Annotated in this window: 20 protein-coding genes; 6 read left to right on the plus strand and 14 right to left on the minus strand. The window is 57.2% G+C overall.

Annotated elements, in window-relative coordinates; genetic code table 11:
- The first annotated feature begins 68 nt into the window (after positions 1-68).
- Complete coding sequence (gene pta, locus L6R44_RS14820; RefSeq protein ID WP_237424620.1) at positions 69-2210, plus strand: phosphate acetyltransferase; 2142 nt, start codon at positions 69-71, stop codon at positions 2208-2210.
- A gap of 108 nt (positions 2211-2318) precedes the next feature.
- Here pta and L6R44_RS14825 read toward each other — a convergent pair whose 3' ends face one another.
- The 5 genes from L6R44_RS14825 to L6R44_RS14845 all read right to left on the minus strand — a co-directional run bounded on the left by L6R44_RS14825 (position 2319) and on the right by L6R44_RS14845 (position 6301).
- Complete coding sequence (locus tag L6R44_RS14825) at positions 2319-3272, minus strand: transketolase family protein (protein ID WP_237424621.1); 954 nt, start codon at positions 3270-3272, stop codon at positions 2319-2321.
- Entirely contained in the window at positions 3265-4095 is an 831-nt protein-coding gene (locus L6R44_RS14830; RefSeq protein ID WP_237424622.1) for a transketolase, read from the minus strand. Before L6R44_RS14830 ends, L6R44_RS14825 begins: the two co-directional genes overlap by 8 nt.
- A complete protein-coding gene (locus L6R44_RS14835; protein WP_237424623.1) occupies positions 4092-5483 on the minus strand; it encodes a PTS ascorbate transporter subunit IIC in 1392 nt (463 codons plus the stop codon). Before L6R44_RS14835 ends, L6R44_RS14830 begins: the two co-directional genes overlap by 4 nt.
- 21 nt (positions 5484-5504) lie before the next feature.
- Positions 5505-5777 carry a PTS sugar transporter subunit IIB gene (locus tag L6R44_RS14840; RefSeq protein WP_006176530.1) on the minus strand — a complete coding sequence of 91 codons (273 nt, stop codon included), beginning with the start codon at positions 5775-5777 and terminating at the stop codon, positions 5505-5507.
- 80 nt (positions 5778-5857) lie between these two features.
- Positions 5858-6301: a PTS sugar transporter subunit IIA gene (locus L6R44_RS14845; RefSeq protein ID WP_032641980.1), complete on the minus strand. Its 444-nt coding sequence runs from the start codon at positions 6299-6301 to the stop codon at positions 5858-5860.
- Positions 6302-6535: 234 nt separating this feature from the next.
- Between L6R44_RS14845 and L6R44_RS14850 the strand changes: the two genes are divergently transcribed.
- Entirely contained in the window at positions 6536-7555 is a 1020-nt protein-coding gene (locus L6R44_RS14850; protein WP_237424624.1) for a LacI family DNA-binding transcriptional regulator, read from the plus strand.
- Between the two features lie 3 nt (positions 7556-7558).
- On the opposite strand, the gene yfcD is transcribed toward L6R44_RS14850, so the two are convergent.
- From yfcD to yfcF, 3 genes are read right to left on the minus strand one after another with little or no spacing between them, the layout of a single operon-like run.
- Positions 7559-8113: an NUDIX hydrolase YfcD gene (gene yfcD, locus L6R44_RS14855; protein WP_032641987.1), complete on the minus strand. Its 555-nt coding sequence runs from the start codon at positions 8111-8113 to the stop codon at positions 7559-7561.
- 55 nt (positions 8114-8168) lie between these two features.
- Positions 8169-8720, minus strand: a complete 552-nt coding sequence (yfcE, locus tag L6R44_RS14860) for a phosphodiesterase (RefSeq protein ID WP_237424625.1) — start codon at positions 8718-8720, stop codon at positions 8169-8171.
- Positions 8721-8776: 56 nt separating this feature from the next.
- Positions 8777-9421 carry a glutathione transferase gene (yfcF, locus tag L6R44_RS14865; protein WP_237424626.1) on the minus strand — a complete coding sequence of 215 codons (645 nt, stop codon included), beginning with the start codon at positions 9419-9421 and terminating at the stop codon, positions 8777-8779.
- Between the two features lie 139 nt (positions 9422-9560).
- On the opposite strand from yfcF, the gene yfcG reads away from it, so the two are divergent.
- The 4 genes from yfcG (at position 9561) to L6R44_RS14885 (ending at position 12095) form a co-directional block, all read left to right on the plus strand.
- Positions 9561-10190, plus strand: coding sequence for a GSH-dependent disulfide bond oxidoreductase (gene yfcG, locus L6R44_RS14870; RefSeq protein ID WP_237424627.1), 630 nt, complete (start codon positions 9561-9563; stop codon positions 10188-10190).
- Between the two features lie 75 nt (positions 10191-10265).
- Complete coding sequence (folX, locus tag L6R44_RS14875; RefSeq protein ID WP_023616057.1) at positions 10266-10634, plus strand: dihydroneopterin triphosphate 2'-epimerase; 369 nt, start codon at positions 10266-10268, stop codon at positions 10632-10634.
- A gap of 13 nt (positions 10635-10647) precedes the next feature.
- Positions 10648-11541 carry a TIGR01777 family oxidoreductase gene (locus tag L6R44_RS14880; RefSeq protein ID WP_237424628.1) on the plus strand — a complete coding sequence of 298 codons (894 nt, stop codon included), beginning with the start codon at positions 10648-10650 and terminating at the stop codon, positions 11539-11541.
- A 44-nt stretch (positions 11542-11585) separates the two neighbouring features.
- Entirely contained in the window at positions 11586-12095 is a 510-nt protein-coding gene (locus L6R44_RS14885; RefSeq protein WP_237424629.1) for a GNAT family N-acetyltransferase, read from the plus strand.
- A 102-nt stretch (positions 12096-12197) separates the two neighbouring features.
- Here the strand turns inward: L6R44_RS14885 and hisP are convergent, their stop codons facing one another.
- From hisP to L6R44_RS14915, 6 genes are all read right to left on the minus strand, one after another.
- Positions 12198-12971: a histidine ABC transporter ATP-binding protein HisP gene (gene hisP, locus L6R44_RS14890; protein ID WP_237424675.1), complete on the minus strand. Its 774-nt coding sequence runs from the start codon at positions 12969-12971 to the stop codon at positions 12198-12200.
- Between the two features lie 8 nt (positions 12972-12979).
- Positions 12980-13696, minus strand: coding sequence for an ABC transporter permease (locus L6R44_RS14895; protein ID WP_008502590.1), 717 nt, complete (start codon positions 13694-13696; stop codon positions 12980-12982).
- Positions 13693-14379: a histidine ABC transporter permease HisQ gene (locus L6R44_RS14900; RefSeq protein WP_032642004.1), complete on the minus strand. Its 687-nt coding sequence runs from the start codon at positions 14377-14379 to the stop codon at positions 13693-13695. The genes L6R44_RS14895 and L6R44_RS14900 overlap by 4 nt, the downstream gene beginning before the upstream one ends.
- A gap of 88 nt (positions 14380-14467) precedes the next feature.
- A complete protein-coding gene (gene hisJ, locus L6R44_RS14905; RefSeq protein WP_237424630.1) occupies positions 14468-15250 on the minus strand; it encodes a histidine ABC transporter substrate-binding protein HisJ in 783 nt (260 codons plus the stop codon).
- A 226-nt stretch (positions 15251-15476) separates the two neighbouring features.
- Positions 15477-16259: a lysine/arginine/ornithine ABC transporter substrate-binding protein ArgT gene (gene argT / locus L6R44_RS14910; RefSeq protein WP_032642008.1), complete on the minus strand. Its 783-nt coding sequence runs from the start codon at positions 16257-16259 to the stop codon at positions 15477-15479.
- A 291-nt stretch (positions 16260-16550) separates the two neighbouring features.
- Positions 16551-17120, minus strand: coding sequence for a UbiX family flavin prenyltransferase (locus L6R44_RS14915; protein ID WP_237424631.1), 570 nt, complete (start codon positions 17118-17120; stop codon positions 16551-16553).
- Positions 17121-17178 lie beyond the last annotated feature (58 nt).

A 17178-nucleotide genomic window follows, 5' to 3' on the forward strand; every position in this document is an offset into this window, starting at 1 on the left:
CGCCAGCAATGCTGGCGGTGCTGTTTTGTAACCCGCCCCATTTGGGCGGTAACGAAAGAGGATAAACCGTGTCCCGTACTATTATGCTGATCCCTACCGGAACCAGCGTCGGCCTGACCAGCGTCAGCCTTGGCGTTATCCGTGCTATGGAACGCAAAGGCGTTCGTCTGAGCGTCTTTAAGCCAATCGCCCAGCCACGTGCCGGTGGCGATGCGCCAGACCAGACCACCACCATCGTTCGCAAAAACTCCAATCTGCCAGCGGCTGAACCGCTGAAGATGAGCCACGTTGAGTCGCTGCTGTCCAGCAACCAGAAAGACGTGCTGATGGAAGAGATCATCGCCAACTACCACGCTAACGCGCAGGACGCGGAAGTGGTGCTGGTTGAAGGTCTGGTCCCGACGCGCAAGCACCAGTTTGCCCAGTCTCTGAACTTTGAAATCGCGAAAACCCTGAACGCAGAGATCGTCTTCGTGATGTCTCAGGGCACCGACACCCCAGAGCAGCTGAAAGAGCGTATCGAACTGACGCGCAGCAGCTTCGGCGGCGCGAAAAACACCAACATCACCGGCGTGATCGTGAACAAGCTGAACGCACCGGTGGATGAGCAGGGCCGTACCCGTCCTGACCTGTCCGAGATCTTCGACGACTCTTCCAAAGCGAAAGTCATCAAAGTTGACCCGGCTAAGCTGCAGGAATCCAGCCCGCTGCCGGTTCTGGGCGCGGTGCCATGGAGCTTCGATCTGATTGCCACCCGTGCAATCGATATGGCGCGTCACCTGAACGCGACCATCGTTAACGAAGGCGACATCAACACCCGCCGCGTGAAGTCCGTGACCTTCTGCGCGCGCAGCATTCCGCACATGCTGGAACACTTCCGCGCGGGTTCCCTGCTGGTAACCTCCGCAGACCGTCCTGACGTGCTGGTTGCAGCCTGCCTGGCCGCGATGAACGGCGTGGAAATCGGTGCGATTCTGCTGACCGGTGCCTACGAGATGGACCCACGCGTCAGCAAGCTGTGCGAACGCGCGTTTGCCACCGGCCTGCCGGTCTTCATGGTGAACACCAACACCTGGCAGACCTCCCTGAGCCTGCAGAGCTTCAACCTGGAAGTGCCGGTTGATGACCACGAGCGTATCGAGAAAGTGCAGGAATACGTCGCGGGCTACATCAACGCCGACTGGATCGAATCCCTGACCGCGACCTCCGAGCGCAGCCGCCGTCTGTCTCCTCCAGCCTTCCGTTACCAGCTGACCGAGCTGGCGCGTAAAGCGGGCAAACGCGTTGTTCTGCCAGAAGGCGACGAACCGCGTACCGTTAAAGCGGCGGCTATCTGTGCAGAGCGCGGCATCGCGACCTGCGTGCTGCTGGGTAACCCGGACGAGATCAACCGCGTAGCGGCCTCTCAGGGCGTTGAGCTGGGCGCGGGTATCGAAATCGTTGACCCTGAAGTGGTTCGCGAAAGCTACGTTGCCCGTCTGGTTGAGCTGCGTAAGAGCAAAGGCATGACCGAAGCCGTTGCGCGCGAGCAGCTGGAAGACAACGTGGTTCTCGGCACGCTGATGCTGGAGCAGGACGAAGTTGACGGTCTGGTTTCCGGTGCGGTTCACACCACCGCAAACACCATTCGCCCACCGCTGCAGCTGATCAAAACCGCGCCGGGCAGCTCTCTGGTTTCTTCCGTGTTCTTCATGCTGCTGCCTGAACAGGTTTACGTTTACGGCGATTGCGCGATCAACCCGGATCCAACCGCAGAGCAGCTGGCAGAAATCGCTATCCAGTCCGCGGACTCCGCGATTGCCTTCGGTATCGAACCGCGCGTGGCGATGCTCTCCTACTCCACCGGCACCTCGGGTGCAGGTAGCGACGTAGAGAAAGTGCGTGAAGCGACCCGTCTGGCGCAGGAAAAACGTCCTGACCTGATGATCGACGGTCCGCTGCAGTACGACGCCGCGGTTATGGCTGACGTTGCGAAATCCAAAGCGCCGAACTCGCCGGTTGCGGGTCGTGCTACCGTGTTCATCTTCCCGGATCTGAACACCGGTAACACCACCTATAAAGCGGTACAGCGTTCTGCCGACCTGATCTCCATCGGGCCGATGCTGCAGGGCATGCGCAAACCTGTGAACGACCTGTCTCGTGGCGCACTGGTAGACGATATCGTCTATACCATCGCGCTGACGGCGATCCAGTCTTCGCAGCAGCAGTAACGTTTAAAGCCCGGTGGCGCTAGCGCTTACCGGGCCTACGGTTTTGTAGGCCGGATAAGCGAAGCGCCATCCGGCAAGAAAGGCGACCACAAAGGGTCGCCTTTTTTATTACAGCAGCTCTCGCGCCGCCGAGACAATGTCATGCGCCGTCAGGCCATACTCCTTCTGCAGGAAGTCCTGGGTTCCCACCTGGCCGTAACGCTCCTTGACGCCCACCCGCCGCATCGGAACCGGGCAGGTTTCCACCAGCACTTCCGCCACCGCCGAGCCCAGCCCGTTGTGAATGCTGTGGTTTTCGCAGGTGACGATACGCCCGGTTTTCTCGGCGTAGTTTTTCACCAGCATCCGGTCGATGGGCTTGAGGGTAAACATGTCGATGACCGCCGCGCTGACCCCCTCCTGCTCAAGCTGTCGCGCCGCCTCCAGCGCTTCCACCACCATGATGCCGTTGGCAATCAGGGTAATATCGGAGCCTTCGCGCAGCACGTTGCCTTTACCAATGGTGAAGGTGGAGCCTGGCGCATACACGCTCGGCGCCTGCTTGCGGATGGTCCGCACCCAGTAGAAGCCGTCGAGATCGATAAGCTGGCGCAGCACGTCTTCGAACATCACCGCGTCGGTAACTTCCAGCACCACCGAGTGCGCCAGACCGCGTACGATGCCCATATCTTCAAACGACATATGCGTTCCGCCGTTGTGGCAGGCCGTCACGCCCGCGTCTGAGGCGATCACCTTCACGTTGTTGCGCTGATAGTCCAGGGACATAAACAGCTGGTCAAAGCAGCGGCGGCTGGCAAACGCGGTGAAGGTGTGCACGAACGGCTTACGCCCGGTAAGCGCCAGCCCCGCCGCGGTGCCGATCACGTTGGCCTCCATAATGCCGCAGTTAATCACGTGCTGCGGATAATCGCGCGCCACGCCGTCCATCGCCATCGAGCTCATCAGATCTGCTTCCAGCGCAATGATGTCACTTCCGGCCTCAATCTGCTTTGCCACGAAGCCCGCGTAGACCTTACGCATCTCAACGGCGTCTTTCTGTCCTGCCGGTGCAACCTTAATCATGTGAAGCCTCCAGTTGGCGAATCGTCTCGTTGAGGGCCGCTTTGCTCTCCGGGGTTAACCGCAGGTGGTGCGAATTGCTGAGCTGCTCCAGGTAGGGCACCCCCTGCCCTTTGATGCTGTCCAGGATCACCACCAGCGGACGCGCATCGGCCTCCGGTACCCGCGACGTCACCTCCAGCAATGCCGGGATGTCATCCCCTTTCACCGTCACCACGTCATAGCCAAAGGCACGGAATTTCCCCTCGAGGTCGAACGCGCTGATGATCTCGTCCAGCTCGCCGTCGAGCTGCTGTTTGTTCCAGTCCACGAACACCGTCAGGTTGTTCAGGCGATGGTGCGCGATAAACTGGAAGGCCTCCCAGCACTGCCCCTCGTTCAGCTCGCCGTCACCGACGATGCAAAATACCCGATTTGGTCGCCCCGCGAGCCTGTGCGAGAGCGCCATCCCGCCGGCAATGGAAATCCCCTGCCCCAGCGAACCGGTGGTGGCATCTACGCCGCGCGTTTTAAGGCGGTCCGGGTGGCTCGGCAGGCGCGTGCCGTTCTGGTTCAGGGTGCTCAGCTCCTCCACCGGGAAATAGCCCTTGATCGCCAGCGTGCTGTACAGTGCCGGGCCCGCATGGCCTTTCGACAGGACAAAGTTGTCTCGCTCCGGCCAGTCCGGATCCGCCGGATCAATCTTCATCACCGCGCCGTACAGCACGGCCAGGGTTTCAACCACCGACATACTGCCGCCGTAGTGGCCAAAGCCCAGCTGCGTCAGGGATTTCAGCGTCTCAAGACGGATCTGACGCGCGAGTTCGGTTATCTCTTTCTCATTCATGATTTGGCTCCGGTGTCTTCCTGCGCGTTACCGCCCGCAGGTTTGTTTTTTGCGAAGACGTTGTACGCCACCAGCAGCGCGAACAGCGCCACAACCAGCCCGGTGATGGCAAGCGGCGACAGGAAGCGCGCGAGGTTGCCGAGCACAATCCCAACCGCGCCGAAGTCGGCGTCCGAGAAGGTGGTGTTGGCAAAGCCAATGGCGCCCAGCACCGGCAGCAGCAGAACGGGCAGGAAGGTGATCAGCAGGCCGTTAGCAAAGGCGCCAATCATGGCCCCGCGACGTCCGCCGGTGGCGTTACCGAACACGCCCGCCGTTGCGCCGGTGAAGAAGTGCGGCACCACGCCCGGGAGGATCAGCACCCAGCTAAACTGGCCGCAGATGAACAGACCCACAATTCCGCCGAGGAAGCTGAACAGGAAGCCAATCAGCACCGCGTTTGGCGCATACGGATACACCACCGGGCAGTCCAGCGCGGGGCGCGCATTTGGCACCAGCTTTTCCGAAAAGCCGGTAAAGGCCGGAACGATTTCTGCCAGAATCAGGCGCACGCCCTGCAGGATGATGAAGACGCCTGCCGCGAAGGTGATCGCCATGATGATGGCGTAAACCAGGTAGTTCTGGCCGCCGCTGAAGGTGGCTTCAACGTACTCGCGCCCGGCGCTCACCGCCATGATCAGGTAGATAATCATCATGGTCAGGGAGATGGAGATCGAGCTGTCGCGCAGGAAGCTCAGGTTCTTCGGCAGGTTCATCTCTTCCGTTGAGCGGGATCCTTTGCCGACCTTGCTGCCAATCCAGCCGGACAGCACGTAGCCCAGCGTGCCGAAGTGGCCGAAGGCAATTTCATCGTTGCCGGTAATGCGCTTCATGTAGCGTTGCGCAATCGCCGGGAAGAAGGCCATGATCAGGCCGAGGATCAGCGAGCCGGTAAAGACCAGCCCCACGCCCTCAAAGCCCGCGACCGTCAGGATCACGCCAATCATGCACGCCATGTAAAACGTGTGGTGTCCGGTGAGGAAGATGTACTTCAGGCGGGTAAAGCGTGCGACGATAATATTCGCCACCATCCCGAAGGCCATAATCAGCGCGGTCGCTGCACCGTATTTTTCCAGTGCAATGGAAACAATCGCTTCATTGTTTGGAATAATGCCCTGGATCGTAAAGGCGTGCTCAAACATGCCGCCCAAAGGATTTAACGACCCCACCAGCACCGTGGCGCCGCCGCCCAGCACAATAAAGCCCAGAACGGTTTTAATGGTCCCCTTCACGACGTCCGAAAAGGCTTTTTTCTGCGCAACCAGACCAATAAGCGCAATTAAACCGACCAGCACCGAAGGGACTTTTAAAATATCAACAACGAAATTCAGCGTTTCAAGGATAAACATATCCACCTCGCCTTATCAGGGTTATTGTCTGTCGAACCAGGCGCGCAGCTGCGCTTCAAGCTCGTTGATGTCGATGATGTTGTTGATCACCACCAGCTGGCTTTCCGGGACGCTGGCGCTGGCGGCAATGTCTTTAGCCATCACGAACAGATCGGCCGCGCCCGGCGTGGCTGAGGAGAGATCGGAATGTTCAACCTCAGCGTCAATCTCCAGCTTTTTCAGCACTTTTTTAATGTTCATTTCGACCATAAAACTGCTGCCCAGGCCGGAACCGCAAATAGCCATGATTTTCATTGTTGTCCCCTTATTTTGAGTAGAGTACGCCCCATCACGCCGACGCGTAATGTTGTGAATAATCGGATTAAAGAATTAAATCAGAAGCGGTCAATAATCGTTTTAATTTCCTCCAGGGTATTCGCCTGATGCAGTTTTTCCATATCTTCGTCGCTGGAAAATAATTCAGCCAGAGATGAGATCATCTCGATATGGCTATTTTTGTCGGGTGCCGCGAGCATAATAATGACGTCGACAGGGTCAAACTCACCGGCACCAAACGAGACGCCCTGCTTTAGTTTTAATAACGACAGCCCCAGTCCTTTGGCACCTTCCTCCGGCCGCGCGTGCGGCATGGCTAGCCCTGGTGCCAGCACATAATAGGGTCCTAACGCGTGGTGCTGCTGGATGATGGCCGTGACGTATTCAGGCTCAATCACCTGCAAATCCAAAAGCGGCTGCGCGCAGAGTTCCAGCGCCTGCGGCCAGTCTTCCACGCTCTCCTGCAGCGTGATGGTTGTATCATATATCCATTTTTTGAGCACTTTTCACTCCCGCGACACGCTTAAGATGAGCAAACTTTATTCAACGCATCGATAATTGACTGCGATCGCGATCACAAAGATAGCGCTACCAATGCTTAACATGCAGAAATGTGATAGCGCTATCAAATTGCAATCACGGTGCTAAATCACAGCAAAAAAAGGGATTTAAGGCGTATACTGCCTGTCACGTGAAGCGAAGGAAAAGAAGAACGCGTCTGGTCAGCAGGAAGGTGTATGTCTCTAACCCGAAAACGGCGCAGTACTGGTAAAGTGACACTCGCCGATGTCGCACAGCTTGCCGGTGTGGGCACGATGACCGTGTCCCGTGCACTCCGCACCCCCGAACAGGTTTCCGATAAACTACGTGAAAAAATTGACGCTGCCGTACAGGAGCTGGGCTATATGCCTAATCTTGCCGCCAGCGCGCTGGCCTCGGCCTCGTCCTGGACGATAGCCATGGTCGTACCCAACCTCTCCGAAGCCGGCTGCTCGGAGATGTTCGCCGGGCTGCAGCAGGTGCTGCAGCCTGCCGGGTATCAGATTATGCTGGCAGAGTCCCAGCATCGCCTTGAGCAGGAGGAGAAATTGCTGGAGACGCTGCTGGCGTCGAACATTGCGGCCGCAATCCTGCTCAGCGTTGAACATACCGATACCGTTCGCCACTGGCTGAAAAATGCCTCTATTCCGGTAATGGAGATGGGCGCCATGCGCGCCGATCCGATTGATATGAACATCGGCATTGATAACGTGGCGGCCATGTATGAGCTCACGGAAATGGTCATCAAGCGCGGCTATCAAAATATAGGCCTGCTGTGCGCCAACCAGGAGCAGTGGATTTTCCAGCAGCATCTTCAGGGCTGGTACAAAGCCATGCTTCGCCACCATATGTCGCCGAACCGGGTCATTAACGCGGCGATGCCGCCGAGCTTCTCAACCGGCGCGGCGCAGTTGCCTGAATTCCTGCTGGCGTGGCCGGAGCTGGATGCGCTGGTGTGCGTCTCCGACGAGCTGGCCTGCGGCGCGCTGTACGAGTGCCAGCGCAGGCGAATCAAAGTGCCGGACGATCTGGCTGTGGTTGGCTTTGGCGATAGCGACGTCAGCCGCGTCTGTCAGCCGCCGCTGACGACGATGGCGGTACCGCATCGTAAGATTGGCATTGAGGCCGGGAAAGCGCTGCTGGAGCGCCTGAATGGCGGAGACTGGCGCGATCAAAAGCCCATCGCGTCCAGTCTGTGCGTGAGAGAGAGTTGCTGAAGCTTACTCCGCCTCTTCCTCTTTCTCTGATTTAGTCGATTCGTTTTTGGCGTTGCGGGTCATCCACAGCGCCAGCGCTTTTAAGGAATCCGGCGTGAACTCGTCGCAGCGCGCGGTAATCTCTTCCGGCGTCATCCAGCAGACTTCACTCACCTCTTCTTCCTGCAGGGCGAACGGGCCGTGGGAGACGCAGCTAAACAGCCCGCCCCAGACGCGGCAGTTTTCATCTTCGAAATAGAACTGCCCGTGCTCGGCAAACGGCACGCCGGCAATGCCTAGCTCTTCTTCTGCTTCCCGACGCGCGGAATCCAGCAGAACTTCATCCGCCTGGACGACGCCGCCCGCGGTGGCATCCAGCATACCCGGAAGAAAATCTTTGGTATCCGTGCGGCGCTGAACCAGAATTTTTCCCATGCCGTCATGCACAACGATGTACGTTGCGCGATGGCGCAGACGCTCCGCGCGCATCTGTTCGCGGCTGGCCTGCGCGATCACTTCATTCTCTTCGCTGACAATGTCAACCCACTCTGTACTTGCCAAATGACTCTGCTCCACCATCGGGAAACCTTCTCTTCTAAGCGCTCTTTCGGCGCGTTTGCAGTTGTGGTGTAACTTACGGATTAATCGCTACCTGCGCAATAACTTGCTGATCATTAAGTGCGATAACGCTCAGGGTATTTCCATCCAGCATGCCGTAGCTCGCAGGATATCCGCCTTTCGGGATACTGACAGAGCCCGGATTAAAGTGATAAATCTCACCGCGTTTTTCCGCAACCGGAATATGAGTATGACCGTAAACCAGGACATCGCCAGCCGCGAGGGGCGGGAGATTATCCGGGCTGAAAAGATGCCCGTGGGTCAGAAACAGGCGGCGTTGTTCGAGCAGCACCTGTTGCCACGGTGCGGTAAGGGGAAAATGCAGCAGCATCTGGTCCACCTCGCTGTCGCAGTTGCCGCGAACGGCGATAATGCGCGAGTCAAGCGGGTTAAGCTTTTCCGCCACCTGCGCAGGCGCGTAGCCCTCCGGCAGCGCGTTGCGCGGTCCATGATTGAGCACATCTCCCAGAATAATCAGCCACCGCGCGCCGCTTTGTGCAAACAGGGAGAGGACACGCTCGGTCGCGGGCAGCGATCCATGGATATCCGACGCGAACATCAGTTTCATCAGTCACTCCTTGGGAAAACAGACTGCCCCCATGATACCTGAAGCGTCAGGGCTTATCAGCCCGCGCGCTTGGCCGAGAGTGCCACATAGCGCTGCACGGAGGCACGCTGCCACTGAAACGCGGCGTAATCCACCAGCAGCTGCGGCACCGCATCGCCGTTGAGGATCAGGCGGTTGAGCATCAGCGCCAGATCGGCGTCGGCGATACACCACTCCCCAAACAGGTTTGGGTTGCCGTGGGCAAGCAGCGAGGTCGCGGTTTCAATCAGTTTTTGCGCGCTTTCACGGCCTTCTGCGCTGAGCGCCGGCTTTTTCACCCCGGCAAACACGACGTCCGTCGAGCGTTCCTCGCGAATCGGCACCAGATCGCTTCGCAGCCACGCCTGGATCTGCCGCGCCCGGGCACGTTTTTGCAGGTCGTGAGGATAGATGCGCTCCCACTCCGGGGGGGCAAACCGATCTTCCAGATACTCATCGATCGCCGACGATTCGCTCAGGGCGAAACCGTCAATCTCCAGCACCGGTACCCGTCGGGTCAGGTCATAGCCCTGCCACTGCGGTTTGAGGTGTTCACCGCCGTCAAGATCGACGGTCTTCAGCGTAAAAGTGAGTCCTTTTTCGGCCAACGCAACGTATACGCTCATAACATACGGAGAAAAGAAATTCGCATCGGACCACAACGTGATTACGGGCTGGTTCATAACATCCTCATCGGCTGATCGGTTTTTACTCAACATATAATCTCTTTGCCTCGCTGTCACTTGATGAAAACTCACGATTTACAACAACCACCTATACTCATTTTCATGGCACCCCTCTTCGCATGGACAGGAGTTGAGAATGATCGACCTTTATTATGCCCCAACCCCAAACGGCCATAAGATCACCCTCTTTCTTGAAGAAGCCGAGCTGGATTACAGGATCATTCGCGTGGATATCAGCAAAGGCGAACAGTTCAGCCCTCTCTTTCTGGCTATCTCGCCGAATAATAAAATTCCGGCCATTATTGATAACCAGCCGGTGGACGGAGGCAGACCGCTGAGCCTGTTTGAATCCGGGGAAATTTTGCTCTACCTGGCGGAAAAAACCGGCAAGCTGCTGAGCGGCGAACTGCGCGAGCGTCACCATACCCTGCAGTGGCTTTTCTGGCAGGCGAGCGGGCTGGGCCCCATGCTGGGGCAAAATCATCACTTTACCGCCTACGCCCCGCAGCCTATTCCATACGCGATAGAGCGCTATCAGGTCGAGACTCAGCGGCTCTATGACGTTCTGAATCGTCGACTGGAGAAAACGCCGTGGCTCGGGGGCGATCACTACAGCATTGCCGATATCGCCTGCTGGCCGTGGGTGAATACGCATGAAAAACACCGGATTGACTTAACCTCTTACCCGGCGGTGAACAACTGGTTTGAGCGCATCCGGACCCGCCCGGCCACCGAGCGGGCGATGCAAAAAATCCAGCAAATTTAGCCCCCTATGAGGCTGGGTGCCTGCGAACCTCTCATGTATGATGAGCAGGAAATACTGACACGGAGAAGACCTGCAATGTCACAGCCAGACGCCATTATTCGTATAAAAAATTTACGCCTGCGTACCTTCATCGGTATCAAAGAGGAAGAGATCGCTAACCGCCAGGATATTGTCATTAACGTGGTGATCCACTACCCCGCAGACAAAGCGCGGGCCAGCGAAGACATCAACGACGCGCTGAACTACCGCACAATCACCAAAAACATTATCCAGTTTGTGGAGAATAACCGCTTCTCTCTGCTGGAAAAATTAACTCAGGATGTGCTCGATATCGCACGCGAACATCACTGGGTCACTTATGCTGAAGTTGAGATCGATAAACTTCACGCCCTGCGCTACGCCGATTCCGTCTCCATGACGTTAAGCTGGCGGCGCCAGGCGTAAACCTGGAGGTTGTATGAAGATTTTGCTGACCGGCGGTACGGGCCTGATTGGTCGTCACCTTATTGCGCGTCTGCAGGCCCTGCATCACGACATCACCGTGGTCACGCGGAGCCCGGAGAAAGCGCGGCAGGTGCTGGGGGCCGGTGTCGATATCTGGAAAAATCTGGCCGAGCAGCAAAATCTGGACGGCTTTGACGCCGTCATTAACCTCGCGGGTGAACCCATCGCCGACAAGCGCTGGACGGAAGAGCAAAAACAGCTGTTGTGCAGCAGCCGGTGGAACATTACCGAAAAGCTGGTCGAGCTGATCCGCAACAGCCACACGCCGCCTTCGGTGCTGATTTCCGGCTCGGCCGTGGGCTATTACGGCGATCTCGGCGAGGTGGTGGTGACCGAGGAAGAGCCGCCCCATAACGAATTTACCCATAAGCTCTGCGCCCAGTGGGAGCGTATCGCCAGTGCGGCGCAGAGCGATCGTACCCGCGTCTGCCTGCTGCGGACCGGTGTGGTGCTTGCGCCGAAAGGCGGCATACTGGGCAAAATGCTTCCGCCGTTTAAGCTGGGACTCGGCGGCCCCATTGGCAACGGCCGTCAGTATCTGGCGTGGATCCATATCGACGATATGGTCAACGGTATTCTCTGGCTGCTGGATAACGATCTGCGCGGGCCGTTTAACATGGTTGCGCCGTATCCGGTGCGTAATGAACAGTTTGCTCATGCCCTGGGACGTGCTCTGCACCGCCCGGCGATATTACGCGTGCCCGCCACGGTGATTCGCCTGATGATGGGCGAAGCGTCCGTGCTGGTATTAGGCGGCCAACGGGCGCTCCCCAAACGGCTGGAAGCGGCCGGGTTTGCGTTCCGCTGGTATGAATTAGAGGAAGCGCTGGGGGATGTGGTGCGGTGAATATGGTACAGTGACAGGCCATGTTCCGAAGAAATGGCGTAACAATGGCTACCCTCACCACTCCCCGGCTTCACCTCACCCCTTTCGAACCCACCGACTGGGCCTTCTTCCGCTCGCTGCGTGAGGATCGCCGCATCATGCGCTACATGGCCGCCATCGCGCCGGAAAAAGAGACCCGACGCGTGTTTGCCGCGCGCCTGATGGCCGAGCATGTTTTCGTGATCCGTTTTCGGGATGAGGAGACACCGCTTGGCGATATCGGGCTGCAAATCAGCCCTGAGAATCGTGAAGAGGCCGATATCGGCTATACGGTGGTGCCAGCCGCGCAGGGAAAAGGTATCGCCAGCGAGGCGCTGCGCGCGGTGTGTGATTACGCGTTTAACCAGACCGGCGTGAAGGCGATTAACGCGTACGTGCTGGCGGACAACGGCGGGTCGGTGCGGGTGCTGGAGAAGGCGGGGTTTGTGCGCACGCAGGTGCTGGAAAAGGCATATGAGATTGACGGCGTGCGTTACGACGACTGGGTGTATCGGCTGGAGTGTGGTGCGGCCTGATGCCCTCACCCCGGCCCTCTCCCACGGGGAGAGGGAGAACACCCAGCCAGTAGGCCCGGTAAGCGCAGCGCCACCGGGCGATTAGGCGGCACCGCGGCCTACCTACTTCAACGATCCCTTAAGGAACTGCTGCAAGCGCGGGCTTTGCGGGTTCGCCAGGACCTCATCCGGGTGGCCCTGCTCTTCAATTTTCCCCTGATGCAGGAAAATGACGTGGTTCGAGACGTTACGGGCGAAGCCCATCTCGTGCGTCACCACCACCATCGTTTTGCCCTCTTCGGCCAGCTTCTGCATGATGCGCAGCACTTCGCCAACGAGTTCCGGGTCGAGCGCGGAGGTCGGTTCGTCGAACAGCAGCACCTCGGGTTCCATCGCCAGCGCGCGCGCGATGGAGACACGCTGCTGCTGGCCGCCGGAGAGATGCACCGGGTATTTTATCTGCTGGCGCTCGTCGATACCCACTTTCGCCAGGTATTTCACCGCGCGCTCGCGGGCTTCCTGCTTGCTCAGGCCCAGCACCTGAATCGGCGCTTCCATCACGTTCTCCAGCACCGTCATGTGGCTCCAGAGGTTGAAGTGCTGGAACACCATCGTCAGGCGCGTACGCAGCAGGCGCAGCTGGTTTTTATCCGCGACCTTCAGCTGGCCGTCTTTGTCACGGACCAGGTTAATATTCTGCCCGCTCACCACAATCGAGCCTTCGCTCGGCTTTTCGAGGAAGTTAATGCAGCGCAGGAAGGTACTTTTACCCGAGCCGGATGAGCCGATGATACTGATCACATCGCCTGCGTTAGCCTGCAGCGACACCCCTTTCAGCACTTCATGTTCGCCGTAGCGTTTGTGCAAATCAATAACGTTTAATTTGTTCTCAGCCATCATCTTTCTCAGTGCGTCGAAGAAGGTTTTATATGCTGCAACCAGCGTTTTTCAGCCTTACGGAACAGGCTAATCAATACATAAGAGATAATTAAGTAGAGCACCGCCGCAATGCCAAACGCGGTAAACGGCTGATAGGTCGCGGAGTTAATATCGCGCGCGATTTTCAGCAGATCCGGCACCGTCGCGGTAAAGGCAAGCGCGGTGGAGTGCAGCATCAAAATCACTTCGTTACTGTACGCCGGTAAGGCGATGCGCAGCGCCGACGGCAGAATAATGCAGCGGTAAAGCTTCACGGAGGAAAAACCGTACGCCCGCGCCGCTTCAATTTCACCGTAAGGCACAGAGCGAATGGCCCCGGCGAAAATCTCGGTAGTGTAGGCGCAGGTATTGAGCGTTAAGGCCAGCACCGTACAGTTGAGACCGCTGCGGAAGAACGCGTTCAGCATCTCGGTGCCTTTTACGATCTCAAGCGTGTACATTCCCGAATAGAACACCAGCAGCTGCACGTACAGCGGCGTACCGCGAAACACGTAGGTAAACAGCCAGATCGGGAACTGGATAAATTTATTGTTCGACACGCGGCCAATGGCGAGAAACACCGCCAGAATACCGCCCATCACCACGGAGGAGATCAGCAGCCAGAGCGTGATCGCAACGCCTGTAAAGCGGTAGCCATCCGTCCACAGCAGCGATTTCCAGTATTCCTGAATAATCTCAATCACAGGTCAGCCCTCTTCACACCCACGGAGTAGCGACGCTCGAGCAGAAGCAGCACGCCGTTGGAGACGGTCGTAAAGACCAGATAGATCACGCCGCAGACCACCGCGAAATAGAACGGCTCCCAGGTGCTCTTGCCCGCCAGCTGAGTCGCTTTCACGACGTCTTCCAGGCCGAGCAGCGAGACCAGCGCCGTCGCTTTGAGGATAACCTGCCAGTTGTTGCCGATACCCGGTAGCGCATAGCGCATCATGGCCGGGAACATGATCCGACGAAACGTTTGTGAAGAGGTAAAACCAAATGCCGTTGCCGCCTCAATGTGGCCTTTCGGCACGGCCATATAAGCGCCGCGGAAGGTTTCGGTGAAGTAGGCGCCGTAGATAAAACCGAGGGTAATAATACCGGCCACCATCGGGTCGATATCAATTTGTCCCATACCCAGCGCGTCCGTGACGCTGTTCAGCGCAATCTGCAGACCGTAAAAGATAAGCAGCATCAGCACCAGATCGGGAACCCCGCGAATAAGCGTGGTGTAGCCTTCAAAAATCAGCGCCAGCGGTTTGTTAGCCGAAAGCTTTGCCCCTGCGCCCGCCAGACCTATCAGCACCGCCAGCACCACGGAGCTGATAGCCAGCTCAAGGGTGACAAGCGCGCCCTGTAAAATAACGCCAGAAAATCCGTACAGCATACCGCGAGCCCTGTCGTATCGTGAGTGGTGGAACCGTGTCTTATCCCCTCCCGCTGCGGGAGGGGCCGCACGTTATTTGACGGGGCGATCAGCCGCCGTAAACATTAAAATCAAAGTACTTTTTCGCCAGCTTGTCGTACGTGCCGTCAGCGCGCATTTCAGCGAACGCTTTGTTCAGCGCCTCACGCAGCTCGTTGTCTTCTTTGCGCAGGCCCATACCGGTGCCCACGCCAAACAGCTTCACGTCCTTAATGGACGGGCCGCCAAACTTGTAATCTTTACCTGGCGGCGTTTTCAGGAAGCCTTCGCTTGCAGCGACTTCATCCTGGAATGCCGCGTCAATACGGCCCGCCGTCAGGTCAGCGTAGATATTTTCCTGGCCCTGATAGGAGACGATCTCAATCCCCTTCGGCGCCCAGTGTTCGTTGCCGTAGGTTTCCTGCGTGGTGCCCTGCAGCACACCGACGCGTTTGCCCTTCAGGGACTCCAGCGTTGGCTGAATGTTAGACGATTTTGCCACCACCAGACGAGAATCGGCCGCGTAGAGCTTGTCGGTGAAGGCAATCTCCTGCTGGCGTTTTTCGGTGATGGAGAGGGAGGACATGATTACGTCGATTTTTTTCGCTTTCAGGGATGGGATCAGCGCATCCAGCGGGTTCTCAACGTAGGTACATTCTGCTTTGATGCGTTTGCACAGCTCGTTGGCCAGATCGATGTCAAAACCCACCAGTTCACCCTTTGAATTCTTCGATTCGAACGGCGCATAGGTTGGATCGGTACCAATGCGAATTTTCTGCGGTATGGCTGCGAATGCCGCGGTGGCGCTGGAAAAGGCCAGTACCAGAGATAGTGACAACACGAGTTTTTTCATATTTGTCCTCAACAAACTGTCTTCATACGGGATTTTTACGACGACGGGGTGGTGCTAATGTGCCATTAATCCCCTCTGTCAGGCAAAGATTAATGCCCTTCAGGCGGGAATTTTTGCATTATAAATGCGTAAGTATGCACAAAGCGATCCAATACGGTGCAATACTTGCATCGTATTGGTTCAACCGCTCCCGTAACGCACCGTGTCGGTGCGTCACCGCCAGGCATTATTCACCGTAGACGTTGAAGTCGAAGTATTTCTTAGCCAGTTTGTCGTAAGTACCGTCTTTACGCAGCTCTGCAAAGGCTTTGTCAAAGGCGGCTTTCAGCTCGGTATCATCCTTGCGCAGGCCAATCCCGGTACCGTCACCAAAGTACTTTTTGTCTTTCACCGACGGGCCCGCAAACGCGAAGTCTTTCCCCGCAGGCTGCTTCAGGAAGCCTTCACTCGCGGCGACTTCATCCTGGAATGCCGCATCCAGACGGCCTGCCGCCAGGTCAGAGTAAATCAGATCCTGGTTCTGGTAAGCCACCACGTCGACGCCCTTCTCGCGCCAGTTGGCATTGGCATAGCCTTCCTGGGTCGAGCCCTGAAGCACGCCGACGTGCTTGCCCTTCAGCGAGTCGATGGTAGGCTTAATCGGGGAGCCTTTCGGCGCAATCAGGCGAGAATCCGCGGCGTACAGCTTGTCAGAGAAGGCAATCTCCTGCTGGCGTTTTTCGGTGATGGAGAGAGAAGAGATAATGGCGTCGATTTTCTTGGCCTTCAGCGACGGGATTAACGCGTCAAAGTCGCTGCCCACCCATGTGCATTTCACCGCAATGCGTTTGCACATTTCATTTCCCAGATCGATATCAAACCCCACGAAATCGCCTTTCGCATCCTTAGAAGAGAATGGCGCGTAGGTTGCGTCTGTACCGATACGAACCGTCTGTGGAAGCGCTGCGTAGCTACCTGCTGCCGCACTTAACCCCACGAGCAAAGACAGAGCCAGAACCGTCTTCTTCATACATTTACCCTCAAGTACCGTGATTTTATTATGTATTGTGTTGTGTGTTGTGTTGCAGGCTTCATCTTGCAGGTCTTATGCCACATTGCCGTCGGGTCAAAACTTCGACGTTAAATATGTTAATAAAACGTTGCGATATTGCCTTAATGGTGAAAGATAGCAGGTCTGCCGAACGAACCGGAGAGAGAAAAAGGGAAAAAACGAATTAAATGTCGAGGATATGATCGCCGTTGCATAATTGCCCTGAAACAGGGCAACGTCTTTTTTTATGCACGCTGCTTGTGCACAGAATCAGGCTCCCTGCCAGCGGGTGAAGAGATCTTCAGGCAGTTCGATGTCGAACTGATCCAGCACGCGGTTAACGGTCTGGTTTATCACATCATCCAGCGAGGCTGGGCGATGGTAAAACGCCGGGACCGGCGGCATGATGACGGCCCCCAGCTCGGCTGCCTGCGTCATTAAGCGCAGATGACCCAGGTGCAGCGGCGTTTCCCGCACGCAGAGCACCAGTGGACGCCGCTCCTTCAGCACCACATCCGCCGCGCGGGTTACCAGGGTATCGGTATAGCTGTTCACAATGCCGGAGAGCGTTTTAATTGAACAGGGCAGGATAACCATGCCGGCGGTTTTAAACGAGCCAGAGGAGATGCTGGCGGCGATATCGCGGGCATCGTGAACCACGTCAGCCAGCGCCTGAACATCGCGCAGGGAGAGATCGGTTTCCAGAGAGAGGGTCTGCCGCGCCGCCTGGCTCATCACCAGATGGGTCTCGACATCCGCCACGTTACGCAGAATCTGTAGCAGACGTACGCCGTAAATGGCGCCGCTGGCGCCGCTGAGCCCAACAATGAGTCGTTTCATGATTTTCGCCCTTACTGATTTCAGGGCAGACTGTGCAGGATTTTGCGGGGAGTTGCAA

This window comes from Enterobacter cloacae complex sp. ECC445, assembly GCF_021892025.1.
Classification (GTDB): Bacteria; Pseudomonadota; Gammaproteobacteria; order Enterobacterales; family Enterobacteriaceae; genus Enterobacter; species Enterobacter chengduensis.

Excerpts from the sequence above, each read along its gene's own strand:
- L6R44_RS14835 (WP_237424623.1), bottom strand. The coding sequence starts at position 5,483 with ATGTTTATCCTTGAAACGCTGAATTTCGTTGTTGATATTTTAAAAGTC.
- hisJ (WP_237424630.1), bottom strand. The coding sequence starts at position 15,250 with ATGAAAAAACTCGTGTTGTCACTATCTCTGGTACTGGCCTTTTCCAGC.
- hisP (WP_237424675.1), bottom strand. The coding sequence starts at position 12,971 with ATGGCTGAGAACAAATTAAACGTTATTGATTTGCACAAACGCTACGGC.
- L6R44_RS14840 (WP_006176530.1), bottom strand. The coding sequence starts at position 5,777 with ATGAAAATCATGGCTATTTGCGGTTCCGGCCTGGGCAGCAGTTTTATG.
- L6R44_RS14900 (WP_032642004.1), bottom strand. The coding sequence starts at position 14,379 with ATGCTGTACGGATTTTCTGGCGTTATTTTACAGGGCGCGCTTGTCACC.
- yfcG (WP_237424627.1), top strand. The coding sequence starts at position 9,561 with ATGATCGACCTTTATTATGCCCCAACCCCAAACGGCCATAAGATCACC.
- L6R44_RS14830 (WP_237424622.1), bottom strand. The coding sequence starts at position 4,095 with ATGAATGAGAAAGAGATAACCGAACTCGCGCGTCAGATCCGTCTTGAG.
- L6R44_RS14825 (WP_237424621.1), bottom strand. The coding sequence starts at position 3,272 with ATGATTAAGGTTGCACCGGCAGGACAGAAAGACGCCGTTGAGATGCGT.
- folX (WP_023616057.1), top strand. The coding sequence starts at position 10,266 with ATGTCACAGCCAGACGCCATTATTCGTATAAAAAATTTACGCCTGCGT.
- argT (WP_032642008.1), bottom strand. The coding sequence starts at position 16,259 with ATGAAGAAGACGGTTCTGGCTCTGTCTTTGCTCGTGGGGTTAAGTGCG.
- yfcE (WP_237424625.1), bottom strand. The coding sequence starts at position 8,720 with ATGAAACTGATGTTCGCGTCGGATATCCATGGATCGCTGCCCGCGACC.
- yfcF (WP_237424626.1), bottom strand. The coding sequence starts at position 9,421 with ATGAACCAGCCCGTAATCACGTTGTGGTCCGATGCGAATTTCTTTTCT.
- L6R44_RS14915 (WP_237424631.1), bottom strand. The coding sequence starts at position 17,120 with ATGAAACGACTCATTGTTGGGCTCAGCGGCGCCAGCGGCGCCATTTAC.
- L6R44_RS14880 (WP_237424628.1), top strand. The coding sequence starts at position 10,648 with ATGAAGATTTTGCTGACCGGCGGTACGGGCCTGATTGGTCGTCACCTT.
- L6R44_RS14850 (WP_237424624.1), top strand. The coding sequence starts at position 6,536 with ATGTCTCTAACCCGAAAACGGCGCAGTACTGGTAAAGTGACACTCGCC.
- L6R44_RS14885 (WP_237424629.1), top strand. The coding sequence starts at position 11,586 with ATGGCTACCCTCACCACTCCCCGGCTTCACCTCACCCCTTTCGAACCC.
- yfcD (WP_032641987.1), bottom strand. The coding sequence starts at position 8,113 with ATGGTGGAGCAGAGTCATTTGGCAAGTACAGAGTGGGTTGACATTGTC.